The 19,454-nt window shown below is 50.1% G+C and carries 16 protein-coding genes; 11 read left to right on the top strand and 5 right to left on the bottom strand.

Annotated features, from left to right (window positions below; genetic code table 11):
- The 3 genes from BZG80_RS06430 to BZG80_RS06420 are packed head-to-tail and all read left to right on the top strand — an operon-like array spanning position 1 to position 3,978.
- Positions 1–1,389, top strand: coding sequence for a TolC family outer membrane protein (locus tag BZG80_RS06430; protein ID WP_077577128.1), 1,389 nt, complete (start codon positions 1–3; stop codon positions 1,387–1,389).
- Entirely contained in the window at positions 1,389–1,991 is a 603-nt protein-coding gene (locus BZG80_RS06425; protein ID WP_077678985.1) for an OmpA family protein, read from the top strand. The genes BZG80_RS06430 and BZG80_RS06425 overlap by 1 nt, the downstream gene beginning before the upstream one ends.
- A gap of 58 nt (positions 1,992–2,049) precedes the next feature.
- The gene (locus BZG80_RS06420; protein WP_077678984.1) at positions 2,050–3,978 is read left to right on the top strand and encodes a bifunctional diguanylate cyclase/phosphodiesterase; all 1,929 of its coding nucleotides are present in this window, start codon (positions 2,050–2,052) and stop codon (positions 3,976–3,978) included.
- A 2-nt stretch (positions 3,979–3,980) separates the two neighbouring features.
- Here BZG80_RS06420 and rimI read toward each other — a convergent pair whose 3' ends face one another.
- From rimI to BZG80_RS06405, 3 genes are read right to left on the bottom strand one after another with little or no spacing between them, the layout of a single operon-like run.
- Positions 3,981–4,442: a ribosomal protein S18-alanine N-acetyltransferase gene (gene rimI, locus BZG80_RS06415; RefSeq protein WP_077678983.1), complete on the bottom strand. Its 462-nt coding sequence runs from the start codon at positions 4,440–4,442 to the stop codon at positions 3,981–3,983.
- The gene (locus tag BZG80_RS06410) at positions 4,435–4,827 is read right to left on the bottom strand and encodes a DNA polymerase III subunit psi (protein ID WP_077678982.1); all 393 of its coding nucleotides are present in this window, start codon (positions 4,825–4,827) and stop codon (positions 4,435–4,437) included. Before BZG80_RS06410 ends, rimI begins: the two co-directional genes overlap by 8 nt.
- A gap of 16 nt (positions 4,828–4,843) precedes the next feature.
- Positions 4,844–5,245, bottom strand: a complete 402-nt coding sequence (locus tag BZG80_RS06405) for a hypothetical protein (protein WP_021023634.1) — start codon at positions 5,243–5,245, stop codon at positions 4,844–4,846.
- 333 nt (positions 5,246–5,578) lie between these two features.
- Here BZG80_RS06405 and BZG80_RS06400 point away from each other — a divergent pair, with 333 nt between their 5' ends.
- On the top strand, positions 5,579–7,675 hold the full coding sequence (locus BZG80_RS06400) for a sensor domain-containing protein (protein WP_077678981.1): 2,097 nt from the start codon (positions 5,579–5,581) through the stop codon (positions 7,673–7,675).
- Positions 7,676–7,754: 79 nt separating this feature from the next.
- Here BZG80_RS06400 and nlpI read toward each other — a convergent pair whose 3' ends face one another.
- Positions 7,755–8,633 (bottom strand): lipoprotein NlpI, encoded by an 879-nt coding sequence (gene nlpI, locus BZG80_RS06395; protein WP_077577121.1) that lies wholly within the window; start codon positions 8,631–8,633, stop codon positions 7,755–7,757.
- A 68-nt stretch (positions 8,634–8,701) separates the two neighbouring features.
- Complete coding sequence (pnp, locus tag BZG80_RS06390) at positions 8,702–10,849, bottom strand: polyribonucleotide nucleotidyltransferase (RefSeq protein WP_021023637.1); 2,148 nt, start codon at positions 10,847–10,849, stop codon at positions 8,702–8,704.
- Positions 10,850–11,265: 416 nt separating this feature from the next.
- On the opposite strand from pnp, the gene prfC reads away from it, so the two are divergent.
- From prfC to deoB, 7 genes are all read left to right on the top strand, one after another.
- Complete coding sequence (gene prfC / locus BZG80_RS06385) at positions 11,266–12,855, top strand: peptide chain release factor 3 (protein ID WP_021023638.1); 1,590 nt, start codon at positions 11,266–11,268, stop codon at positions 12,853–12,855.
- Between the two features lie 156 nt (positions 12,856–13,011).
- The gene (locus BZG80_RS06380) at positions 13,012–13,782 is read left to right on the top strand and encodes a TatD family hydrolase (RefSeq protein WP_077678980.1); all 771 of its coding nucleotides are present in this window, start codon (positions 13,012–13,014) and stop codon (positions 13,780–13,782) included.
- Positions 13,783–13,992: 210 nt separating this feature from the next.
- Entirely contained in the window at positions 13,993–15,279 is a 1,287-nt protein-coding gene (locus BZG80_RS06375; protein ID WP_077461821.1) for a NupC/NupG family nucleoside CNT transporter, read from the top strand.
- A 133-nt stretch (positions 15,280–15,412) separates the two neighbouring features.
- On the top strand, positions 15,413–15,583 hold the full coding sequence (locus tag BZG80_RS06370) for a XapX domain-containing protein (RefSeq protein WP_021023640.1): 171 nt from the start codon (positions 15,413–15,415) through the stop codon (positions 15,581–15,583).
- A 369-nt stretch (positions 15,584–15,952) separates the two neighbouring features.
- Positions 15,953–16,729: a deoxyribose-phosphate aldolase gene (gene deoC, locus BZG80_RS06365; protein WP_077678979.1), complete on the top strand. Its 777-nt coding sequence runs from the start codon at positions 15,953–15,955 to the stop codon at positions 16,727–16,729.
- Positions 16,730–16,812: 83 nt separating this feature from the next.
- Entirely contained in the window at positions 16,813–18,144 is a 1,332-nt protein-coding gene (gene deoA / locus BZG80_RS06360; RefSeq protein ID WP_077669977.1) for a thymidine phosphorylase, read from the top strand.
- A gap of 11 nt (positions 18,145–18,155) precedes the next feature.
- On the top strand, positions 18,156–19,376 hold the full coding sequence (gene deoB, locus BZG80_RS06355) for a phosphopentomutase (RefSeq protein ID WP_077678978.1): 1,221 nt from the start codon (positions 18,156–18,158) through the stop codon (positions 19,374–19,376).
- Positions 19,377–19,454: the final 78 nt, after the last annotated feature.

Genomic DNA, 19,454 nt, shown 5'->3' with positions numbered 1-19,454 from the left:
ATGCCGACCCTTTCGCATCTGTGTCATAAAACGCGCATAACGGCTATCGCGCTAGCCATGAGCTTGATTTCACCCGTTGCAATATCGCAAACATTGGAGCAAGCGGTGGCTCGCTCACTCGAGTCTCATCCACAAATACGTGAAGCCTTTGCGCGCTATAAAGCGCGTGAGCAATCTATAGACCAAGCCAAAGCCGGTTATTATCCCACACTGGATGCGACCGCTGGTGTGGGGCAGGAATGGACGGACTCACCAGGCACTCGCCGTGATACCAGCACGGATGATGAAGTAGACCTAACTCGTCGTGAGCTTGGGTTATCATTACGCCAAATGCTTTTTGATGGCTTTCGTACCCAACATGAAGTGGCGCGGACACAAAACGAAGCCACGGCCGAGCAGTGGGGCTTGATTGCCACCGCAGAAGATAAAGCGTTGGAAGTGTCACGTATTTATCTGGATGTGCTCGTAGCTGAAGAGATTGTGATCCTGGCAGAAAAAAACCTAGATAACCATCAGGAAATCTACGATGCGATTGAAGAAAGCAATCAAGGTGGATTTGCCAAAGCCAGCGACTTGTCTCAGGTGACAGGACGCTTAGCGCGTGCGAACGCAAACTTAATGTCGGCGCGTAATAACCTCGCCGATGCGCGTAGTGCTTTTATGAAGGTCGTCGGTATCGCACCTGAGGATTTACACTTACCCAGCCCCGATGCCGCGATGCTGCCGCAGTCGCTGGATACTACCTTGGATATGGCGTTAGATAACCATCCGCGTTTGCAATCTGCACAAGCAGATATTGCGGCGGCGAATGCAGCCCGTGATGGCTCTCGTGCCGCGTATTTACCGACCATCAACGTAGAAGTCGATGCTAATTGGAACGAAAACATTGGTGGCGAAGACGGTGCGGGTCCGCCAGATGTCGGTGGCGAGAATAATAATATCCAAGCCATGGTACGCATGCGCTACAACTTATTTAATGGTGGTGCCGATCGTGCCCGAGAGCGACAAACGGCTTATCAAACCATCGAGGCGCGAGAAGTTAATGAGATGACCCATCGCCAAGTGGTTGAAGGGGCCACTTTAGCCTGGAACGCGCGAACCTATCTTGAACAGCAGCGTGACTTTATGCGCCAACATGTCGAAGCCGCTACCGATACCCGAGATGCCTATCGCGAAGAGTTTCGCCTCAATGCGCGGACGCTTTTGGATGTATTGGACTCGCAAAATGAGTTGTTTGAAACACGCCGTGAATACCTAAGTAAAGAAGCCGATGAGCGGTATGCACAATATCGAATATTAAACGCTACTGGGCAATTACTGGCCTCACTAAGAATCGATACGCCTGCAAGCTGGGACACGGCATCGCTGTACAGTGAGGGGAGTGAATAATGAAGCAGTTGAGTTTACTTCTTTTTACCGGGCTCATGATCAGTGGCTGTGCGCCACAGTCGGTTGATCCCATGGAAACGAAGATCATACAAAGCCGTGACCTCACCGATCAAGACAAAGATGGTGTAATTGCCGCGCGCGATCAGTGTAACGCGACGCTTGAACAAGCTCGGGTCAATAATGAAGGATGCCCGCAAGAGCGAATAGAAACCGCATCGTTCGAGCTGAATGTCCAATTTGCTACGGATTCGGCCCAGGTTCGTGAGAGTCAGTATGGTGATATCCGTGATCTTGCCGAATTTATGCGCCGTTATCCTAAGGCGTCGGTACTCATTGAAGGTCATGCTAGTAAAGTGGGTGCGGCGAGCTACAATTTAGCGTTGTCACAGCGACGCGCAGAGGCGATTGCGGACGTGCTCGTTAATCAGTTTTACCTTGACCGCAGTCGTGTTAGCGCGCGAGGCTTCGGTGAGACACGCCCATTAATCGATGCTGAGACAGACAGAGCCAATGAAACAAATCGCCGAGTGGTCGCGACTGTTTCTGGCGAACACGGCATAACGGAGAAACGATGGACTATTTATTCATCGGAATCAGATTAGCGGCTACGCCAATGGTCACTTCGATAGTCATTGCACGTATCGGCTGGCGAGGCGCGCAATGACACTGCATCAACGTGTGCTTTCGTTTGTCGTCGCCGCTACTGTGGTCACTGTATTGGTGACCACAGCAGTGGTATTTCAGTTGAGCGCGGAGCAACGTAAACAACAGCAGCAGCAACAATCAAACTTACTCAGCAAGACGCTGGCTGAAGCGCTGCCCGCGGTACTTGAACAAAGTGATGGACAACGACTCACGCAGTTAGCTTCCCAGTTTATCAGTATGCCCCAAGTGAGTCAGATCACGATCGAGCCCATGCTATCTGGGGAACGCCAAGTATGGGAATCTGACCGCCCGGCAATGCATGTGCCGAATTGGTTTGCGACAGCGACGGGTTTAACGGTGAACACAACCTCCGTCTCGGTGAGCAACGGCTGGACACAGTTAGCGAAGCTGACCATGACGTTCGATCCTCATCAAGACATTGCTGAGTTATGGCAACGACTGGTGCGATTAGTCGGCTGGTTATTGGCTGCGGGTGTGGCCGTTATTGTCGCCGCGTCTTTTATGTTCCGTCGTGTTACCGTCCCTCTGGGGGAGCTCAGTCAGCGACTGACGTCGTTAGGACATGGTGATTTTCATCCGACACAAGTGTCAACCAGTGTGAGTGATTTATCGGCACTGCAAAACGCCTTTAATCTTGCCGGGCAACAAGTCGCACGGATGCAGCAATCACAACAAGACGAATTGGCACGCTTGCGCGATAAACTCATGGTTGATCCGGTATCACGCTTACCGAACCGTGGCTATTTTCAGCACCAGCTGCAAAGCTTTATCAACGATGAAGTCGGTTGCAGCTTAATTCTGTTAGAGGCGGATTGGTTATCACGTTTACGTGCGCGTTACGGATATCAATACCGGGATCAATGTTGGCGATTACTAGGAGAAGCGTTAACGCAGGAGAGCTTAGCCAGCACGCATCAAGTCGTGGCAAGGTTGAGTCATAATGAAATCGCGATCTTACTGGTTACCGATGAAGAGAAAGCATTACGGCGTTACTTACGCCAGTTATTACGGGTGATCAATCAAGAGCTAGAGAATATCTCGCTACCGGTCAATCAAGGCTTTCACTTAGGTATTACGCAAACGCGTACCGACGAGACGGTGAGCCTGATGGCGAAAGCGGATAATGCATTACAACACGCGAAGCGCCAAAACGAGGTTTACTTTTGGCCAACGGATGAACAAGTTGATAGCCGGACCCGAGAGCAATGGCGGCATGTTTTGCTTGATGCGTTGCACAAAAATCCATTAGCGCTTTATGCCCAACCGGTTCGTCATCGTGATAATCAATATAATTGGCATCAAGAGGTGTACGCACACCTTTGGGTGGACGATAGCTGGCTATCTGCGGGTCAGTTACTCAACCGTATTGAGATGTATGCATTAGGCGAAGAGTTTGATATTCACGTGCTAAATAGGGTGAGTGACTACCTTAATAAAAATCCTCACAGTGACAAGCTCGCGATCAATATCACCATCGAAAGTGTCCAAAGCCAAACATTCTATGATTGGTTAAGTCACTTTTTACTCAAAACCTATCTCGCCGATAAACTGGCGTTTGAAGTGTCAGAAAAAGCGGTGCATGCTGATCCTGAAGCTTGCAAGGCATTGTTTCGTTTAATCCGTGGTCAAGGCTTTGCCGTTGGGGTTGATCACTTTGGCCGTAATATGGATAACGTCGACTACATCAAAAATATCGAGCCTGATTATGTCAAATTGGATATCGGGTTTGGTCAGCAGTCGAGCGATGTGGATGATGTATTCATTCGCATGCTAGTCAATATTGCGCTGGGACGAGAGATCACTGTCATTGCCACCGGGATTGAACAATCAGAGCAGCACCAGTATTTTCATCAGTTAGGTTGTCAGGGCTATCAAGGCTATATTCTGCCACCGATCAGGTTAGATAGTGGTGAGCAGCCTTAGTTTCAATCGGCTACTTTTTGCATCACCCACGCATCTTCTCGTCGACCGTCGGCACACGCATAATAGTGTTTTCGGCGGCTGACGGGCTTAAAGCCATATTTTTGATACAAGACTTGCGCCGCGATGTTGCTTTCGCGTACCTCCAGCCAGATACTCTCCGCACCGGCTTCATTTAGGCGTTTGATCATCGCCTCAAGTAAAATACTTCCCCATCCTTGCCCTTGATAGGTGGGCTCAATCGCAATGTTCAATAATTCTCCCTCCCCGGCGACACAGCGCGCGTAAAAATACCCAATCAGTAATGCGTGTGGCTGCATTATATGAAGCCCATACGCGTGGTCAAAACGGCCAGTTGGTGCCGCCAGTTGGGTGTCTGACCAGGGGGAACTGTGGGCGCGCCGCTCGATTGCGCTGATGGCTGTGATGTCATCGTGCGCCAGCGGACAAAGATAATAATCAGTCATATTGGCAAATCTGCCGCCACAGATCGCGTTTGGCGGTTGGGTTATCGTGCATCTGCGCTAAGGGAATCGAATCTAAACGTCGTACGCCATCAATAATCACATCCGGTGTGTCAATATACCAGCACCAGGTTAAGCGATGTTCACCCAGTGCCGACAACGCTGCATGCGGTAATTGACGCGCCTGCTCGGGGCGCAATTTTATGCTCTTGAGTATATTGCCGAACAACCACGCATCTTTTTCACTGAGCGGCGTATCACAGACCAGCAATAATTGGCAGGCGTCTGGTAACTGAATAACTTCGTGCGTTTGGTCATAAATGGCTGGATGACGTAACTGCCAGACGTCTAGGCCCATCGCTTGTAAACGTTGAATGTCGGTTAACATCGTTTTGGCATCCGTATTAAGCGGTCGCGGCGGCTAATTGCTTATACCACCAGGTATCGTTGGTCTGTATCGGGGCAAACTCAGCGCGCGCCGCCTCAGCACTGGGCATTATTTTAAGCCGGGTATAGCCAAACTCAAAGAGGGTGGATTCCGCTTCGTCCAAGAGTGGCATTAAAAGGTCGGGATCTGGACTGTGCCATAACGCGATTTCTTGGCTGTTGTTATCCATTTGCGCATCAATCACCACAATATGGCCCTGTACCTCTCCCATATCGCTGGTCGCGAGCAACGACAGAGAAATAAGCCCGGCTTCACGCCATTGCTTGAGTTGGTCGGCTTGATAAGGACGCGTGATATCGTCGCGCCACCAACGATCCAGTTTAACCAAGTCGGCGGGCGCTTCTGAGCGAATAAGCATAAGACATACAGCGGTGAGTAAATGTTGTGGTCAGGATAACCGATTCCCGATCCGGTGCAATAGTGACAGTGAGTCTCGCACAGATTGTTACGCAGCTAAATGCATAAATAGCCGCCAAATTGTGCGATTTGGCAACATACTCTCGCTTTTTTACTGATTTTGAGTGCCTTTTCTCTTTTTACCGATAAATGTGCGGTATATAGTGAGAAAAGCTTGAACCTATGACGTGTGCCTCATAAAGTGCTACTGACAATGAAGTTAAAAGTGTCTAATATATGAGACGCTTGTCTCGATGATGATATAATCGAGCGTGATTACCCAATGTGAGCCCCCATGCCAATATCGTCGTTAAATGATTGGTTTTACTGCTTAACCGATAACAGTCCGTTCCTTTTTGCCATTCTAGATAGTACCGATCGCTACGTGTACGCTAACCCGCGCTATTGTGAGTTGGCGGGTCTTTCCTCTGTCTCGTTGAAGGGGCTTTGTGACAAAGACACGCTAGGCGAGGCGTTTTATCAAGCGGTAAAACCGCATTATGAGAAAGCAAGACGCGGGGATGGCGCGGAAGGAGAAGTGGTGATTGCGGATGAGTATCATAGCTCAAGCTTTCATTTCAGTGTGGCACCGCTTAAAAACTATAAGGATGAGCAAGGACAGCCTTGTGTTATTTTCCATGCAGTTGACACCTCGGAGCGTCAAATCTTAGCCAGTGCGCTGGAAGAAGCGGATGAAAAATATCATCGTTTAAGTTCGTTGATCGACGATGGCTGTTGCCTGGTGGAGGACGGTTGTATTCTCTCCGCGAACCCTGCTGCAGCGACCTTGCTAGGGGTGGCATCCGCAGACGACTTGCTCGGTGAGCCGGTGGCGAATTATTTAGCGCTTGCCGATCAAAACCATTCGGTGATAGAGCGCTTGGCGAGTGCCAATGATCGCGAGTGCATTGACGCATTGAGTAGTAAAAAAGGTGCGTCTGTGCGCCTTTCTCAGTCGCCGATTCAGGTATTAGGTAAACAAGCCACTATGTTGCGCTTACACGCGCCTTATACAGAGGTGAAGCGGCTGCAACTCGCACAACACGATGAAATAAGCAAAGTCGGCGAGCCGCAATGGGCCAATATCGATGCCTTGACAGGATTGTATAATCGCTATGGCTTTAGCAGTGAACTGGATAAACTGATCCGTGCGCAGACGCCTTTAGCCATGTTATATCTTGACGTGGATAATTTTAAAAACATCAATGACTCGCTAGGCCACCACGTGGGTGATCGGGTGTTGCAAGATATCGCACAACGTTTACGCGCACTGCTTTCCGCCGACACCATTATTGGTCATTTGGGGGGCGATGAATTTGCGGTGATCCTACCCAAACCTGCCACTGAAGACATGGTCGAGCAGTTAGCTGACAAGGTTGTTGGCGCGATTAGCCAGCCTTTTGAACTGCACTACTTTAGCAAATATTTGGCCTGTTCCCTGGGGATGGTGCGCTACCCTGAAGACGGCAAAGATGCCAGACAATTACTGCAAAATGCCGACACGGCAATGTATGAGGCGAAAGAGCAAGGCCGAAACCGTGTGGTTGAGTATAACGACAGTATGAGTAAAGAAGCGCGGATGCGTCTGTGGCTGGAAATTGAGCTGCAAAAAGCATTGCAAAGCAAAAGCCTAGAAGTCTGGTATCAGCCCAAAGTGAATGCGGGTGATTTTCGTATCAATGGCGCAGAGGCTTTGGTGCGCTGGAAGCACCCTGTAGAAGGTTACATCAGTCCAGGGCGTTTTATCCCTGTGGCTGAGCGCTGCGGCTTGATAGAGGCGCTTGGGCGCCATGTGATGCGGGAAGTGTTTCAAAATGTTCATCGTTGGCGGCAACAAGGATTATTACCGGGCCGGGTCGCGATCAATTTATCGCCAGAGCAATTTAGTAGCCCTAAGTTAATTGAACATATGGAAAAGCTATTAAAAGCAACCGGCGCCAATCCTGAAGATATTACCTTTGAACTTACCGAAAGCGCGGTAATGAGAAATGATGAGCACGCGCTGACCATGCTGAATGCGATTAAATCATTAGGGTTTGCGTTATCGATTGATGATTTCGGGACAGGGTACTCGTCGTTGTCCTATCTCGCGCGCTTTCCGCTTGATGAGCTCAAAATCGATCGCGCCTTTATCCATGAGATGGATGCGCTCAGTAAGCAGGTGACGCTGGTGGAAAGTATTATCCACCTTGGGCGAGCGATGGAGATGACGGTGGTGGCTGAGGGCGTCGAAACTCGCCAGCAAGCATCGGTGTTAACCAACTTACATTGCGACACCATTCAAGGCTATTACTTTCACTCTCCGATGCCGAAGCGAGAGTTTGAACAATTGCTACATAAAAATAAGCCGCAAAATCAACCGCCACAGCTATTAGCGCCCACCCACCCGTGATGATTATGTGTCAGTGAAAATAAAAAAGAGCAGGAAAACCTTGCTCTTTTTAGTGTGGCATATGGGTCGCAAGCATGGGCTATGGCTGACGGTAAGCCAGGCGGTTGAGTTCAAGTAGCGCGTAACGATGCTCAACAAATTGATAGACATTGCCTGACATGGCGAGCTTATAAAGCGCGACAGCGCGATCGTTATCGCCTTGATATTGGTACCGTTTGGCGAGATAAAAATACGCTTCACACAGGCGCTCTGCTAATTGTTGGTTATCTTTGCCCTGAGCGGCTAATTGTTCAAGCAACTCGCGCTCGCTGATCACCCCCAGATACATGTCTACCAGTTGCCAGCCCCAGCCGGTTGTCTCGGCGTTTGCTTTGCGGGTTAACAATGCTTGTTGAGCTTGGGATTCACCTTGCCAATCGCGCTCCACTAAATAAAGCCAAATCAGGCGATAAGGGTCGTCGCGATCTTCTTGGTAGTGATTTAGTAAGTCTTGATAGGCCAGACGATAGCGCCCGCCATAATACAGGGCAATACCGCGGTTACGTTCGGCATAACTATGGCTATCATCAAGCTCTAACGTTGAGTCAAACGCTTCGTAAGCCGCATCGTAATGGCCATTTTGAGTAAAATAGACACCGAGAATATTGAATACATCGGGTTGGTCAGGCTTTAAAGATAAAGATTGGTTGAAATCTAATCGTGCTAAGTCGCGCATGCCAAGATTATCGTGCATTAATCCACGTTCATAATGCAGTTGCGCACGTGCCTCGTCGCTTAAATCCTTTCGTGCGAGTAATTGATCGATGCGTGCCAAGTGGACTTCCTGTTGCAGTGTTGGCTGCAAGGGAACGGCCATCGGTGGGAAGGTCCACTGACTGCTACATCCTGTCAGCAACAATGACGCCATCATCAGCAATAACAGCGCCACATTGGTCAGTGGTTTATAAAAAACGGTCATGAAGGCGCATCTCCGTGTAAAAAAAAGGGGGCCTCAGCCCCCTTTATATCATGAATAACTCGATGACTCTAAGCGTCAGTACTTGGCGCTTGCTCCGCAGGTGCGGCGTCTTCTGAAGGCTTGTCTGAGCCTTTTTCAGATGAGGCCTCTTTCATGCTTAGGCGGATGCGTCCTTGGCGATCAACCTCGAGCACTTTGACGTCCACTTCTTGGCCAACTTCAAGATAATCGGTCACTTTCTCAACACGCTCATCGGCGATTTGAGAAATGTGAACCAGGCCATCTTTACCGCCAATCACAGAGACGAATGCACCGAAATCAACAATGCGCTGGACCTTACCGGTATAGATGCGGCCCACTTCCACTTCGGCAGTAAGCGCTTCGATACGAGAGATCGCATCTTTTGCCGCGTCGCCATCAGTAGCAGCAATTTTTACCGTACCATTGTCGTCGATTTCGATCGTAGTGCCGGTCTCTTCGGTCAGCTGACGGATCACCGCGCCGCCTTTACCAATCACATCACGGATCTTATCAGGATTGATGCTCATGGTATGGATACGAGGGGCAAACTCAGAGATATCATCACGGGCTGAACCAATCGCTTGATCCATGACATCCAAGATGTGCAGACGTGCTCCTTTTGCTTGGTTCAGGGCGATTTGCATGATCTCTTTGGTGATCCCTTCGATTTTAATGTCCATTTGTAGCGCAGTCACACCGTCGTCGGTACCGGCCACTTTAAAGTCCATATCACCGAGGTGATCTTCGTCACCCAAGATGTCCGAAAGAACAACAAACTCGTCGCCTTCTTTCACCAGACCCATGGCAATACCTGCAACGGATTTTTTCACCGGTACACCGGCATCCATCAGCGCAAGCGATGTACCACAGACAGATGCCATGGATGACGAACCGTTAGATTCGGTGATCTCAGACACCACACGCAATGTGTATGGGAAATCGTCCTGGCTTGGCATCACCGCAGCGATACCGCGTTTAGCGAGACGGCCATGGCCAATTTCACGGCGCTTTGGTGAGCCAACAAATCCAGTTTCACCCACACAGTATGGAGGGAAGTTGTAATGCAGCATGAAGCCTTCTTGGCGCTCACCCATGATCGAGTCAATAGTTTGCGCATCACGCTGGGTACCCAAGGTCGCCGTTACTAGCGCTTGCGTTTCACCACGGGTAAACAAGGCACTGCCGTGTGTACGTGGCAATACGCCGGTACGGACATCAAGGGCGCGAACCATGTCTTTTTCACGGCCATCAATGCGCGGTTCGCCGGCGATAATACGACCACGAACCACGGTTTTTTCTAGGTCGCCAAGCATGCCGAGGATTTCACGTTCATTGAGGCTTTCGTCTTCACTCAGCAAAGCGGCAACCACGTCTTGCTTCACCTGGCCAACTTGCTCGTAACGGGCCATTTTTTCAGTGATCTGGTATGCCTGAGCCAATGGACCTTGTGCCATTTCTGCCACACGGGTTTGTAGGGCAGCGTTAACTTCAGGTGCTTTCCAATCCCACTGAGGCGTGCCGACTTCAGCCGCGAACTCTTTAATGGCATTGATAGCGGTTTGCTGTTGCTCGTGACCAAACATCACGGCTTGCAGCATTTGCTCTTCGCTCAAGCGATCAGCTTCTGATTCAACCATCAGTACTGCGCCTTCTGTCCCTGCAACAACCAGGTCCAGCTTACTTTCGTCGAGTTGCGCTGGGCTTGGGTTAAGAACCAACTCGTCGTTGATATAACCTACGCGTGCCGAGCCAATCGGGCCGTTGAATGGGATGCCTGAAATCGCTAGGGCGGCAGAGGTACCCAGCATGGCGACAATGTCAGGGCTAACGGCTGGGTTAACAGACACAACCGTCGCAATGACTTGTACTTCGTTTTTGAACGAATCAGGGAAAAGCGGACGGATTGGGCGGTCAATTAAGCGTGCGGTGAGGGTTTCTGACTCAGATGGACGGCCTTCACGTTTGAAGAAACCACCTGGGATTTTACCTGCAGCGTATGTACGCTCTTGGTAGTTGACGGTCAGAGGGAAAAAGCTTTGGCCTTCGGCGGCTTCTTTTTTACCGACAACAGAGACGAATACCGAGGTATCGTCCATGCTGACCATGACGGCACCATTGGCTTGGCGTGCCATGACGCCCGTTTCCAATGTCACAGTATGATTGCCGTATTGGAATGTTTTTACGATTGGATTCACAGATTATTTCCTTGTTGCTGAGGGATAAACCCTTTGATTTATCTCACTAATTGTCGGCTTTCAGCTGTTCACCATCGCGACTAATGAAAGCACGCTGCGCGGATGGTTGATCTTGATGGGCAGTATGCTGTCAATAGTCGCGACCTAATGGTCGACGTTGTTGACTGTTTTACAGCTGAAAGTGGCGCTAATTATACACGTGCTTCACCAATAACGACACCACAGGGCCGTCAATTGACGACATTTGTGATGGATTTGGCAAGCAAACTTGACCCTAACGTGTGCAGATAACCGTGCCAAGTCAGATTTGTGAATTGAAGCTGGCTACAAGATCAGCGAAAATACGCCACCTTTGTGATTTACCTCCTCAGTTGGCGCTCGATTGCCGCCTGAATCAAACAAGAAGATAACCTGCTATGTCAAATACACCGCTGCAACAGGAAGTTGATAAACGACGCACCTTTGCGATTATCTCGCACCCGGATGCGGGTAAAACCACCATTACTGAAAAAGTGCTGTTGTTCGGACGTGCGATTCAAACAGCCGGCACGGTCAAAGGGCGCGGCTCTAACCAGCATGCCAAGTCAGATTGGATGGACATGGAAAAAGAGCGTGGGATCTCGGTGACCACCTCGGTGATGCAATTTCCTTACAACGACTGCTTGGTAAACCTGCTTGATACCCCAGGGCACGAGGATTTCTCGGAGGATACCTATCGAACATTGACGGCGGTTGACTCTTGTTTGATGGTCATTGATGCCGCGAAAGGGGTTGAGGACCGGACCCGTAAGCTGATGGAAGTGACTCGCCTTCGTGATACGCCGATCATCACCTTTATGAACAAATTGGATCGAGATATTCGCGATCCGATGGAGCTGCTTGATGAAGTCGAAAGTGAGCTCAATATTGCCTGTGCGCCAGTATCATGGCCAATTGGCTGCGGCAAAGGCTTCCAAGGTGTTTATCACATTCACCGTGATGAAAGCATTCTCTATCAGTCTGGTCAGGGGCATAAAATCCAGGATGCTCGTATCATCAAGGGCTTGGACAACCCTGAGCTGGATGACGCAATTGGCGCTGACATTGCGCAAGATTTGCGTGACGAGCTGGAGTTGGTGATGGGGGCCTCGCATGAATTTGATCGTGAGCTGTTCTTAAGCGGTGAGCTGACGCCGGTATTCTTTGGTACCGCACTGGGTAACTTCGGTGTGGATCATATGCTGGACGGCTTGACCGAGTGGGCGCCTAAGCCGATGGCGCGGTCAACTCATGATCGTGAAGTGAGTGCCGATGAAGATAAATTCTCAGGCTTTGTGTTTAAAATCCAAGCCAATATGGATCCACGTCACCGTGACCGTATTGCCTTTATGCGTATTGTCTCCGGTAAGTATCAGCAGGGAATGAAGCTGCGCCATGTACGTTTAGGTAAACAAATCAATATTTCTGATGCGGTGACCTTTATGGCAGGGGATCGGTCACGGGCTGAAGATGCGTTTGCCGGCGATATTATTGGCCTGCATAACCATGGCACCATTCAGATTGGCGATACCTTTACCCAAGGAGAAGATCTTAAATTTGCCGGGATCCCGAACTTTGCGCCTGAGCTATTCCGTCGCATTCGTCTCAAAGATCCATTGCGTCAAAAGCAACTATTGAAAGGCCTCATTCAGTTATCTGAAGAGGGCGCGGTACAGGTATTCCGCCCGATGCAGTCGAACGATCTAATTGTTGGCGCGGTCGGTGTCCTGCAGTTTGATATGGTGGTGGCGCGCTTGAAAGCCGAGTATAACGTTGACGCACTCTACGAGCCGATCAATGTCGCCACTGCGCGTTGGGTTGAGTGCAAGGATGAGAAGAAGCTGGATGAATTCCAGCGCAAAAATCAAGCTAATCTCGCGCTGGATGGCGGCGATAACCTGACCTATATCGCGCCGACGATGGTCAACCTCAACCTGACGCAAGAGCGTTTTCCAGACATTGATCTCAGAGCCACCCGTGAGCACTAAGTGATTTTGGCTTATGTCAAAGACATCGCAGTGAGGTAGGCAGAGCGTCTTGCCCCACTGTGAATGAGGGGTAAACCTTCTATAATGCCGTCTATATAGACGGCATTCTACTCTCGAGAGGACAGCGATGATGAAGGTGGTTTTGGCGGTTAAAGCATGATTGATACCCATTGTCACTTCGATTTTTCCCCTTTTAATCAGGCGCCGGATCAATACTGGCAAGCGGCGCGTGAGGTGGGCGTCACGCGCATGGTGGTACCGAGTGTCAATGAACAAAACTGGCCGGCGGTATTAGCGCTGACGGAACGTTTTGCTGAGATGTATGCTGGCTTGGGGTTACATCCATGTTTTCTCGATACGCACACAGACAACAGCCTCGCCGCATTAGAAGACGCGTTGGTATCACGGCCATTGTCCTGCGTGGCGGTCGGCGAAGCCGGTCTGGATTATTTTGTCGCGCACACTCCAGAGATGAAGCAGCGCCAGCACGCCTTACTTGATGGTCAGTTATGGCTTGCTCGCCGTTATGACTTACCCATTATTTTGCATAGCCGTCAATCTCATAACGACTTGCTGCGTCTGGTGAAAGCGTATCCTGGCGTGCGCGGTGTGCTGCATGCGTTTAGCGGTAGCGAGCAACAAGGCAAACAATTTATTGATGCTGGGCTAATGCTCGGCGTGGGGGGCACCGTCACCTATGAGCGGGCGAATAAAACGCGTCAAGCTATCGCGCGCTTACCGCTCAACCATTTGCTCTTGGAAACCGATGCTCCTGACATGCCGCTTGCGGGATATCAAGGAAAACCCAACACACCCGCCCAGGTATCTCGGGTGGTCGATGTGGTCACCGCGTTAAAAAGCTGTGATAGAGATCACCTGGTGGCTGAAACATCAGGCAATGCTGAAAGAATGTTTGGCTTTCACTAAGCGCGAACGTGCGTGAGACAAACGTTTGCGGTTGCATAAGCTCACAAAACTAGATCAAAGTCATACTTATTGATGCATTGCAAAATAGTTTTACAGCGAACTGTGATTGGAATATTACTTTAATGTGACTGCTCTGCGTATAATCCCTCCCCGGAAGCCAAATTCCACTCTGTCGAGACGCCAACTTTTTACTTTGAGGATGCCAATACTATGAGCCTGCTGATGAGCGTAATCGGGATGGTTGTACTGCTAGGAATAGCTGTTCTCCTTTCTGATAATCGCAAAGCCATTAACCTCCGTACCGTGGGTGGCGCATTTGCTATCCAACTCTTTTTCGGTGCTTTCGTACTGTATGTCGACGTAGGTCGTGACATTCTTTACGGCGCATCACAATACGTTGCCAACGTCATCGCATATGGTGACGAAGGGATCAGCTTCATCTTTGGTGGACTGGTTTCTGACAAAATGTTTGAACTGTTCGGCGGTGGCGGTTTCGTCTTCGCACTGAAAGTTCTGCCTGTTATCGTATTCTTCTCATCACTGATCAGTGTGCTTTACTACCTGGGTATTATGCAGGTTGTGATTAACGTACTCGGTGGTGGTTTGCAAAAAGCCTTGGGGACCTCGCGTGCCGAATCCATGTCTGCGACTGCGAACATCTTCGTGGGTCAAACAGAAGCGCCACTCGTGATTCGTCCCTTTGTCCCGCGCATGACCCAATCAGAGCTGTTTGCCGTGATGTGTGGTGGTCTTGCCTCTGTCGCCGGTGGTGTATTGGCCGGTTATGCGTCAATGGGTGTACCGCTTGAGTACTTGATTGCCGCTTCATTTATGGCGGCGCCTGGTGGTCTGTTGTTTGCTAAAATCATCAAGCCAGAAACGGAAGAGCCAGTTGAACAAATGGCCGATGCCACCGCAGAAGGCGTTGAAAAGCCAGCTAACGTCATCGATGCCGCTGCTGGTGGTGCCTCTTCAGGTATGCAACTGGCCCTGAACGTGGGTGCAATGCTACTTGCCTTTATCGGTTTGATTGCTCTTATCAACGGTATGCTAGGTGGTATCGGCGGTTGGTTTGGTTATCCAGACATTACGCTTGAGCTGATCCTGGGTTACTTGTTTGCCCCATTTGCGTTCCTTATCGGTGTGCCATGGGAAGAAGCAGTGGTTGCCGGCTCTTTCATCGGTCAGAAGATCGTCGTCAACGAATTTGTCGCTTACCTCAACTTCACCCAATATCTTGGCGATAACGCACAAGTTGTTGCGGCAACGGGTGTTGAGATGACGGAGAAAACCAAAGCGATTATCTCATTCGCATTGTGTGGTTTTGCTAACTTGTCATCGGTGGCCATTTTGCTTGGCGGTCTCGGTGGTCTGGCGCCTAGCCGTCGTCCAGAGATTGCACGCTTTGGTGTCAAAGCGGTGGTTGCTGGTACCTTGTCTAACCTGATGGCGGCAACAATTGCGGGTCTATTTGTGACGCTAACCATGGCTGGTTAATCGTTTACGCGCGAAAAAATCGTGCCACATAGAACGCCACACAGTGAATCTGTGTGGCGTTTTTTTATAGGGTGTATACTCAGGGAGTATCCGATAAATAAAGTGAAGCTAGTTAACAAAATAAGGAAAAACGATGCAGGAAGTGCTCCTTGCGGTAGTCGCCGGGTTTTTAGTCGGTGTTTTGTTTAGTGCTATCAAGTTACCTATCCCCGCGCCACCGGTTTTGTCGGGTGTGATGGGGATTGTTGGTGTCTACTTAGGTGGGATCGGCTACCAGTGGATTATCGAACGGTTTTTCAGCTAACCCGTATTGATTCTGCCAAGCAACACTGTATTTTCCAACAGAAACGGTAAAAACTAGTTTTGCCGAAACGGCGTTGGTAAAATAAGTGAAGGCCGTCAAAGTTTGGTGGCGCCACAATCTTTATTTTCCTCTTATGGTTAGCAACAAAGGTGTGGCTAGCCCCAATCGAAAACGTCCAATGGTAGAACTGCGAACACAAATGTGTTTGCACGCGGCAACAAGGATGGTTGGTTGAAGGCGGCGCAAGGTCCAGCCTCAAACTTCATGGAGCCAAGTCCGCTGAGCAGCAACCGGCTATAAGTGACGGTTGCCAACACAGTGGCCAACCCAATACCTGTTTGGCAAAAGAATGAGGACTGGAGATATTCAATGAACGAATTACATACCGCGGCCCTACGCGCACTCAAATTAATGGATCTGACCACGCTGAATGATGATGACACCGATGAAAAAGTGATCACCCTGTGTCAGAACGCGAAAACGGTTGTTGGTAATACGGCTGCTGTCTGCATTTATCCGCGCTTTATTCCGATTGCGAAAAAAACATTACGTGAACAAGGCACGCCAGATGTCCGTATCGCGACCGTGACTAATTTCCCCAATGGCAATGATGACATTGATATTGCGGTAGCAGAAACCCAAGCTGCCGTTGCCTATGGCGCCGATGAAGTGGACGTTGTTTTTCCATACCGTGCGCTGATTGCTGGTGACGAAAGTACTGGCGCTGAGCTGGTGAAACAGTGTAAAGCGGCATGTGGTGACAAGGTGTTGCTTAAAGTGATCATCGAAACCGGTGAACTTAAAACTGAGGCGTTGATCAAGCGCGCCTCGGAGATTGCCATTGAGGCGGGGGCAGATTTTATCAAAACCTCTACCGGTAAAGTGGCTGTCAATGCCACGCCTGAAGCCGCTGAGATCATGCTGAATGTGATCAAAGACAAAGGCGTTGCAGCACGTGTTGGCTTTAAGCCAGCCGGTGGCGTGCGCACCGCAGAAGATGCGCAGCAATACCTGGCTATGGCCGATCGCATTCTCGGCGACCAATGGGCCGATAACCGCCACTATCGTTTTGGCGCATCTAGCTTGTTGGCGAACTTACTCCACACCTTGGGTGAAGGCGAAAAAGCGGCTGAAGGTGGCTATTAAGTAAGTTGCCACTCACCCAAACGGTAGGGCGATCGAGGATCGTGTACTCGGTCGCTCACGTATTGTGCTGGTAAGGAGGATGCATGATCTTACCTCAGGAAATTATTCGTAAGAAGCGCGACAACATCGCGTTAAGCAAAGAAGAAATTTATTCGTTCATCCAGGGTGTTGCGAATGACTCAGTGTCGGAAGGCCAAATTGCTGCATTTGCGATGGCGATTTACTTCAATGATATGACCATGGATGAACGTGTGGCTCTGACCTGTGCGATGCGCGATTCCGGTATGACCATCGATTGGTCACACATGCATTTTGATGGCCCAATCGTGGATAAGCACTCGACAGGGGGCGTTGGTGATGTGACCTCGTTAATGCTGGGCCCAATGGTGGCGGCATGCGGCGGTTATGTGCCGATGATTTCAGGTCGTGGCTTAGGCCATACCGGCGGCACACTTGATAAACTGGAGTCTATTCCCGGTTATAACATCATGCCAAGCAACCAGGTGTTTGGTGATGTCACACGTGATGCTGGCGTAGCGATCATTGGCCAAACTGGCTCTTTGGCACCGGCCGATAAACGTGTGTATGCCACCCGAGATGTCACCGCCACCGTCGATAATATCTCATTGATCACGGCGTCAATCTTGTCGAAAAAGCTCGCGGCAGGTCTCGATGCTTTGGTTATGGATGTCAAAGTAGGATCGGGGGCGTTTATGCCCACGTATCAAGATTCAGAGGCGCTGGCGAAATCGATTGTGGGCGTGGCCAATGGCGCCGGCACCAAAACCAGTGCGTTGCTCACTGATATGAACCAAGTGTTGGCATCGTCGGCGGGAAATGCATTGGAAGTGAAAGAAGCGGTCGACTTTTTGACCGGTCGTTACCGCAACCCTCGCCTGTACAATGTGACCATGGCACTGTGTGCGGATATGCTGGTGGTGAGCGGACTAGCGTCAGATGTGACGCAAGCGAAACAAAAATTGGATCACGCATTGGATAGCGGTCGTGCTGCCGAGTGTTTTGCCAAAATGGTCGCAGGCCTAGGGGGTCCCTCTGACTTTGTCGAGTCGCCGGATCAATACCTGGCCAAAGCGTCAGTCATTAAGCCTGTCTATGCCGACCGTGCTGGAACGGTCAACGCGATGGATACGCGGGGATTGGGCATGGCTATGATAGAAATAGGTGGCGGCCGTCGGGTTGCCAGCGATAAAATTGATTATGCCGTTGGGTTGAACGAAATGATTCGTCTGGGGCAAAACGTGGATGAGCAAACACCGCTCGCCATGCTCCACGCTCAAACTGAAGAGCAATGGCAACAAGCGGCCAATGCGGTGCGAACCGCAGTAAAAGTAGCTGATGAGGCACCCAATTCTACGCCGGACGTATATCGTCGTATCAGCTTACAAGACGTCTAATGGAGGCGATCATGAAACGCGCAATTATATTAGTTTTAGACTCATTTGGTATTGGCGCCACTGAAGACGCCGTAAAATTTGGTGACCAAGGTGCTAACACCCTTGGCCACATCGCACAAGCGTGCGCAAAAGGTGAAGCCGACAACGCCGATCGCAAAGGTCCACTGTCTTTGCCTAACATGACCAAACTTGGACTCGGTAAAGCCTGTGAAGAATCATCGGATTATTTCCCTGAAGGCCTAGATCCTCACGCCGAGATCATTGGTGCTTATGCACATGCCAAAGAGCTGTCGTCAGGGAAAGATACCCCATCTGGCCACTGGGAAATTGCCGGTGTGCCTGTCTTGTTTGAGTGGGGGTATTTTTCTGATCTGACCAATAGCTTCCCAGAAGTACTGCTTGACCGCATTGTTGAGCGTGCAGGGCTGCCGGGTTATATCGGTAACTGTCATGCATCGGGAACGCAGGTGCTCGACGATCTTGGTGAAGAGCACATGAAAACCGGGAAACCGATCTTCTATACCTCGGCAGACTCTGTGTTCCAGATTGCCTGCCACGAAGACACCTTTGGGCTAGACAATCTGTATGATCTTTGCCAGATCGTGCGTGAAGAGCTGGAAGACTACAACATTGGCCGTGTGATTGCGCGCCCGTTTGTTGGTCCAGGTAAAGGCCAGTTCGAGCGTACCGGTAACCGCCGTGATTTATCGGTTGAGCCACCGTCAGCCACCGTACTGCAAAAAATTGTCGATGAGAAAGGCGGTGATGTCATTTCTATTGGTAAGATTGCTGATATTTATGCTCACTGCGGGATCACCAAGAAAATCAAAGCAACTGGCCTTGAAGCGCTGTTTGATGCCACTAAAGATGCGATCAAAGAAGCGGGCGACAATAGCTTAGTCTTCACTAACTTTGTCGACTTTGATTCCGCCTATGGTCACCGTCGTAATGTTGCCGGCTATGCAGCTGCACTCGAGTATTTCGACCGCCGCTTGCCTGAAATTATGGCGATGTTGGAAGACGATGATGTGCTGCTACTGACTGCAGACCACGGCTGTGATCCAACCTGGCCAGGTACGGATCATACTCGTGAGCACATCCCAGCATTGGTCTATGGTAAAAAAGTGCCAGCCGGCTCGCTAGGTCGCCGCGAAACATTTGCGGATATTGGCCAATCGTTGGCACAGTATTTTGATACCTCACCAATGGATTACGGCAAGTCATTCTTGTAATCGTCTCTGAGTGATCGCAATAAAAAGAGATGGCAGCGAGCCATCTCTTTTTTTGTTGCCTCTCTCTAACTGACTAGG

Source organism: Salinivibrio sp. MA440 (assembly GCF_001996265.1).
Taxonomy (GTDB): domain Bacteria; phylum Pseudomonadota; class Gammaproteobacteria; order Enterobacterales; family Vibrionaceae; genus Salinivibrio; species Salinivibrio costicola.
This window is presented reverse-complemented; position numbering and strand designations above follow the sequence as displayed.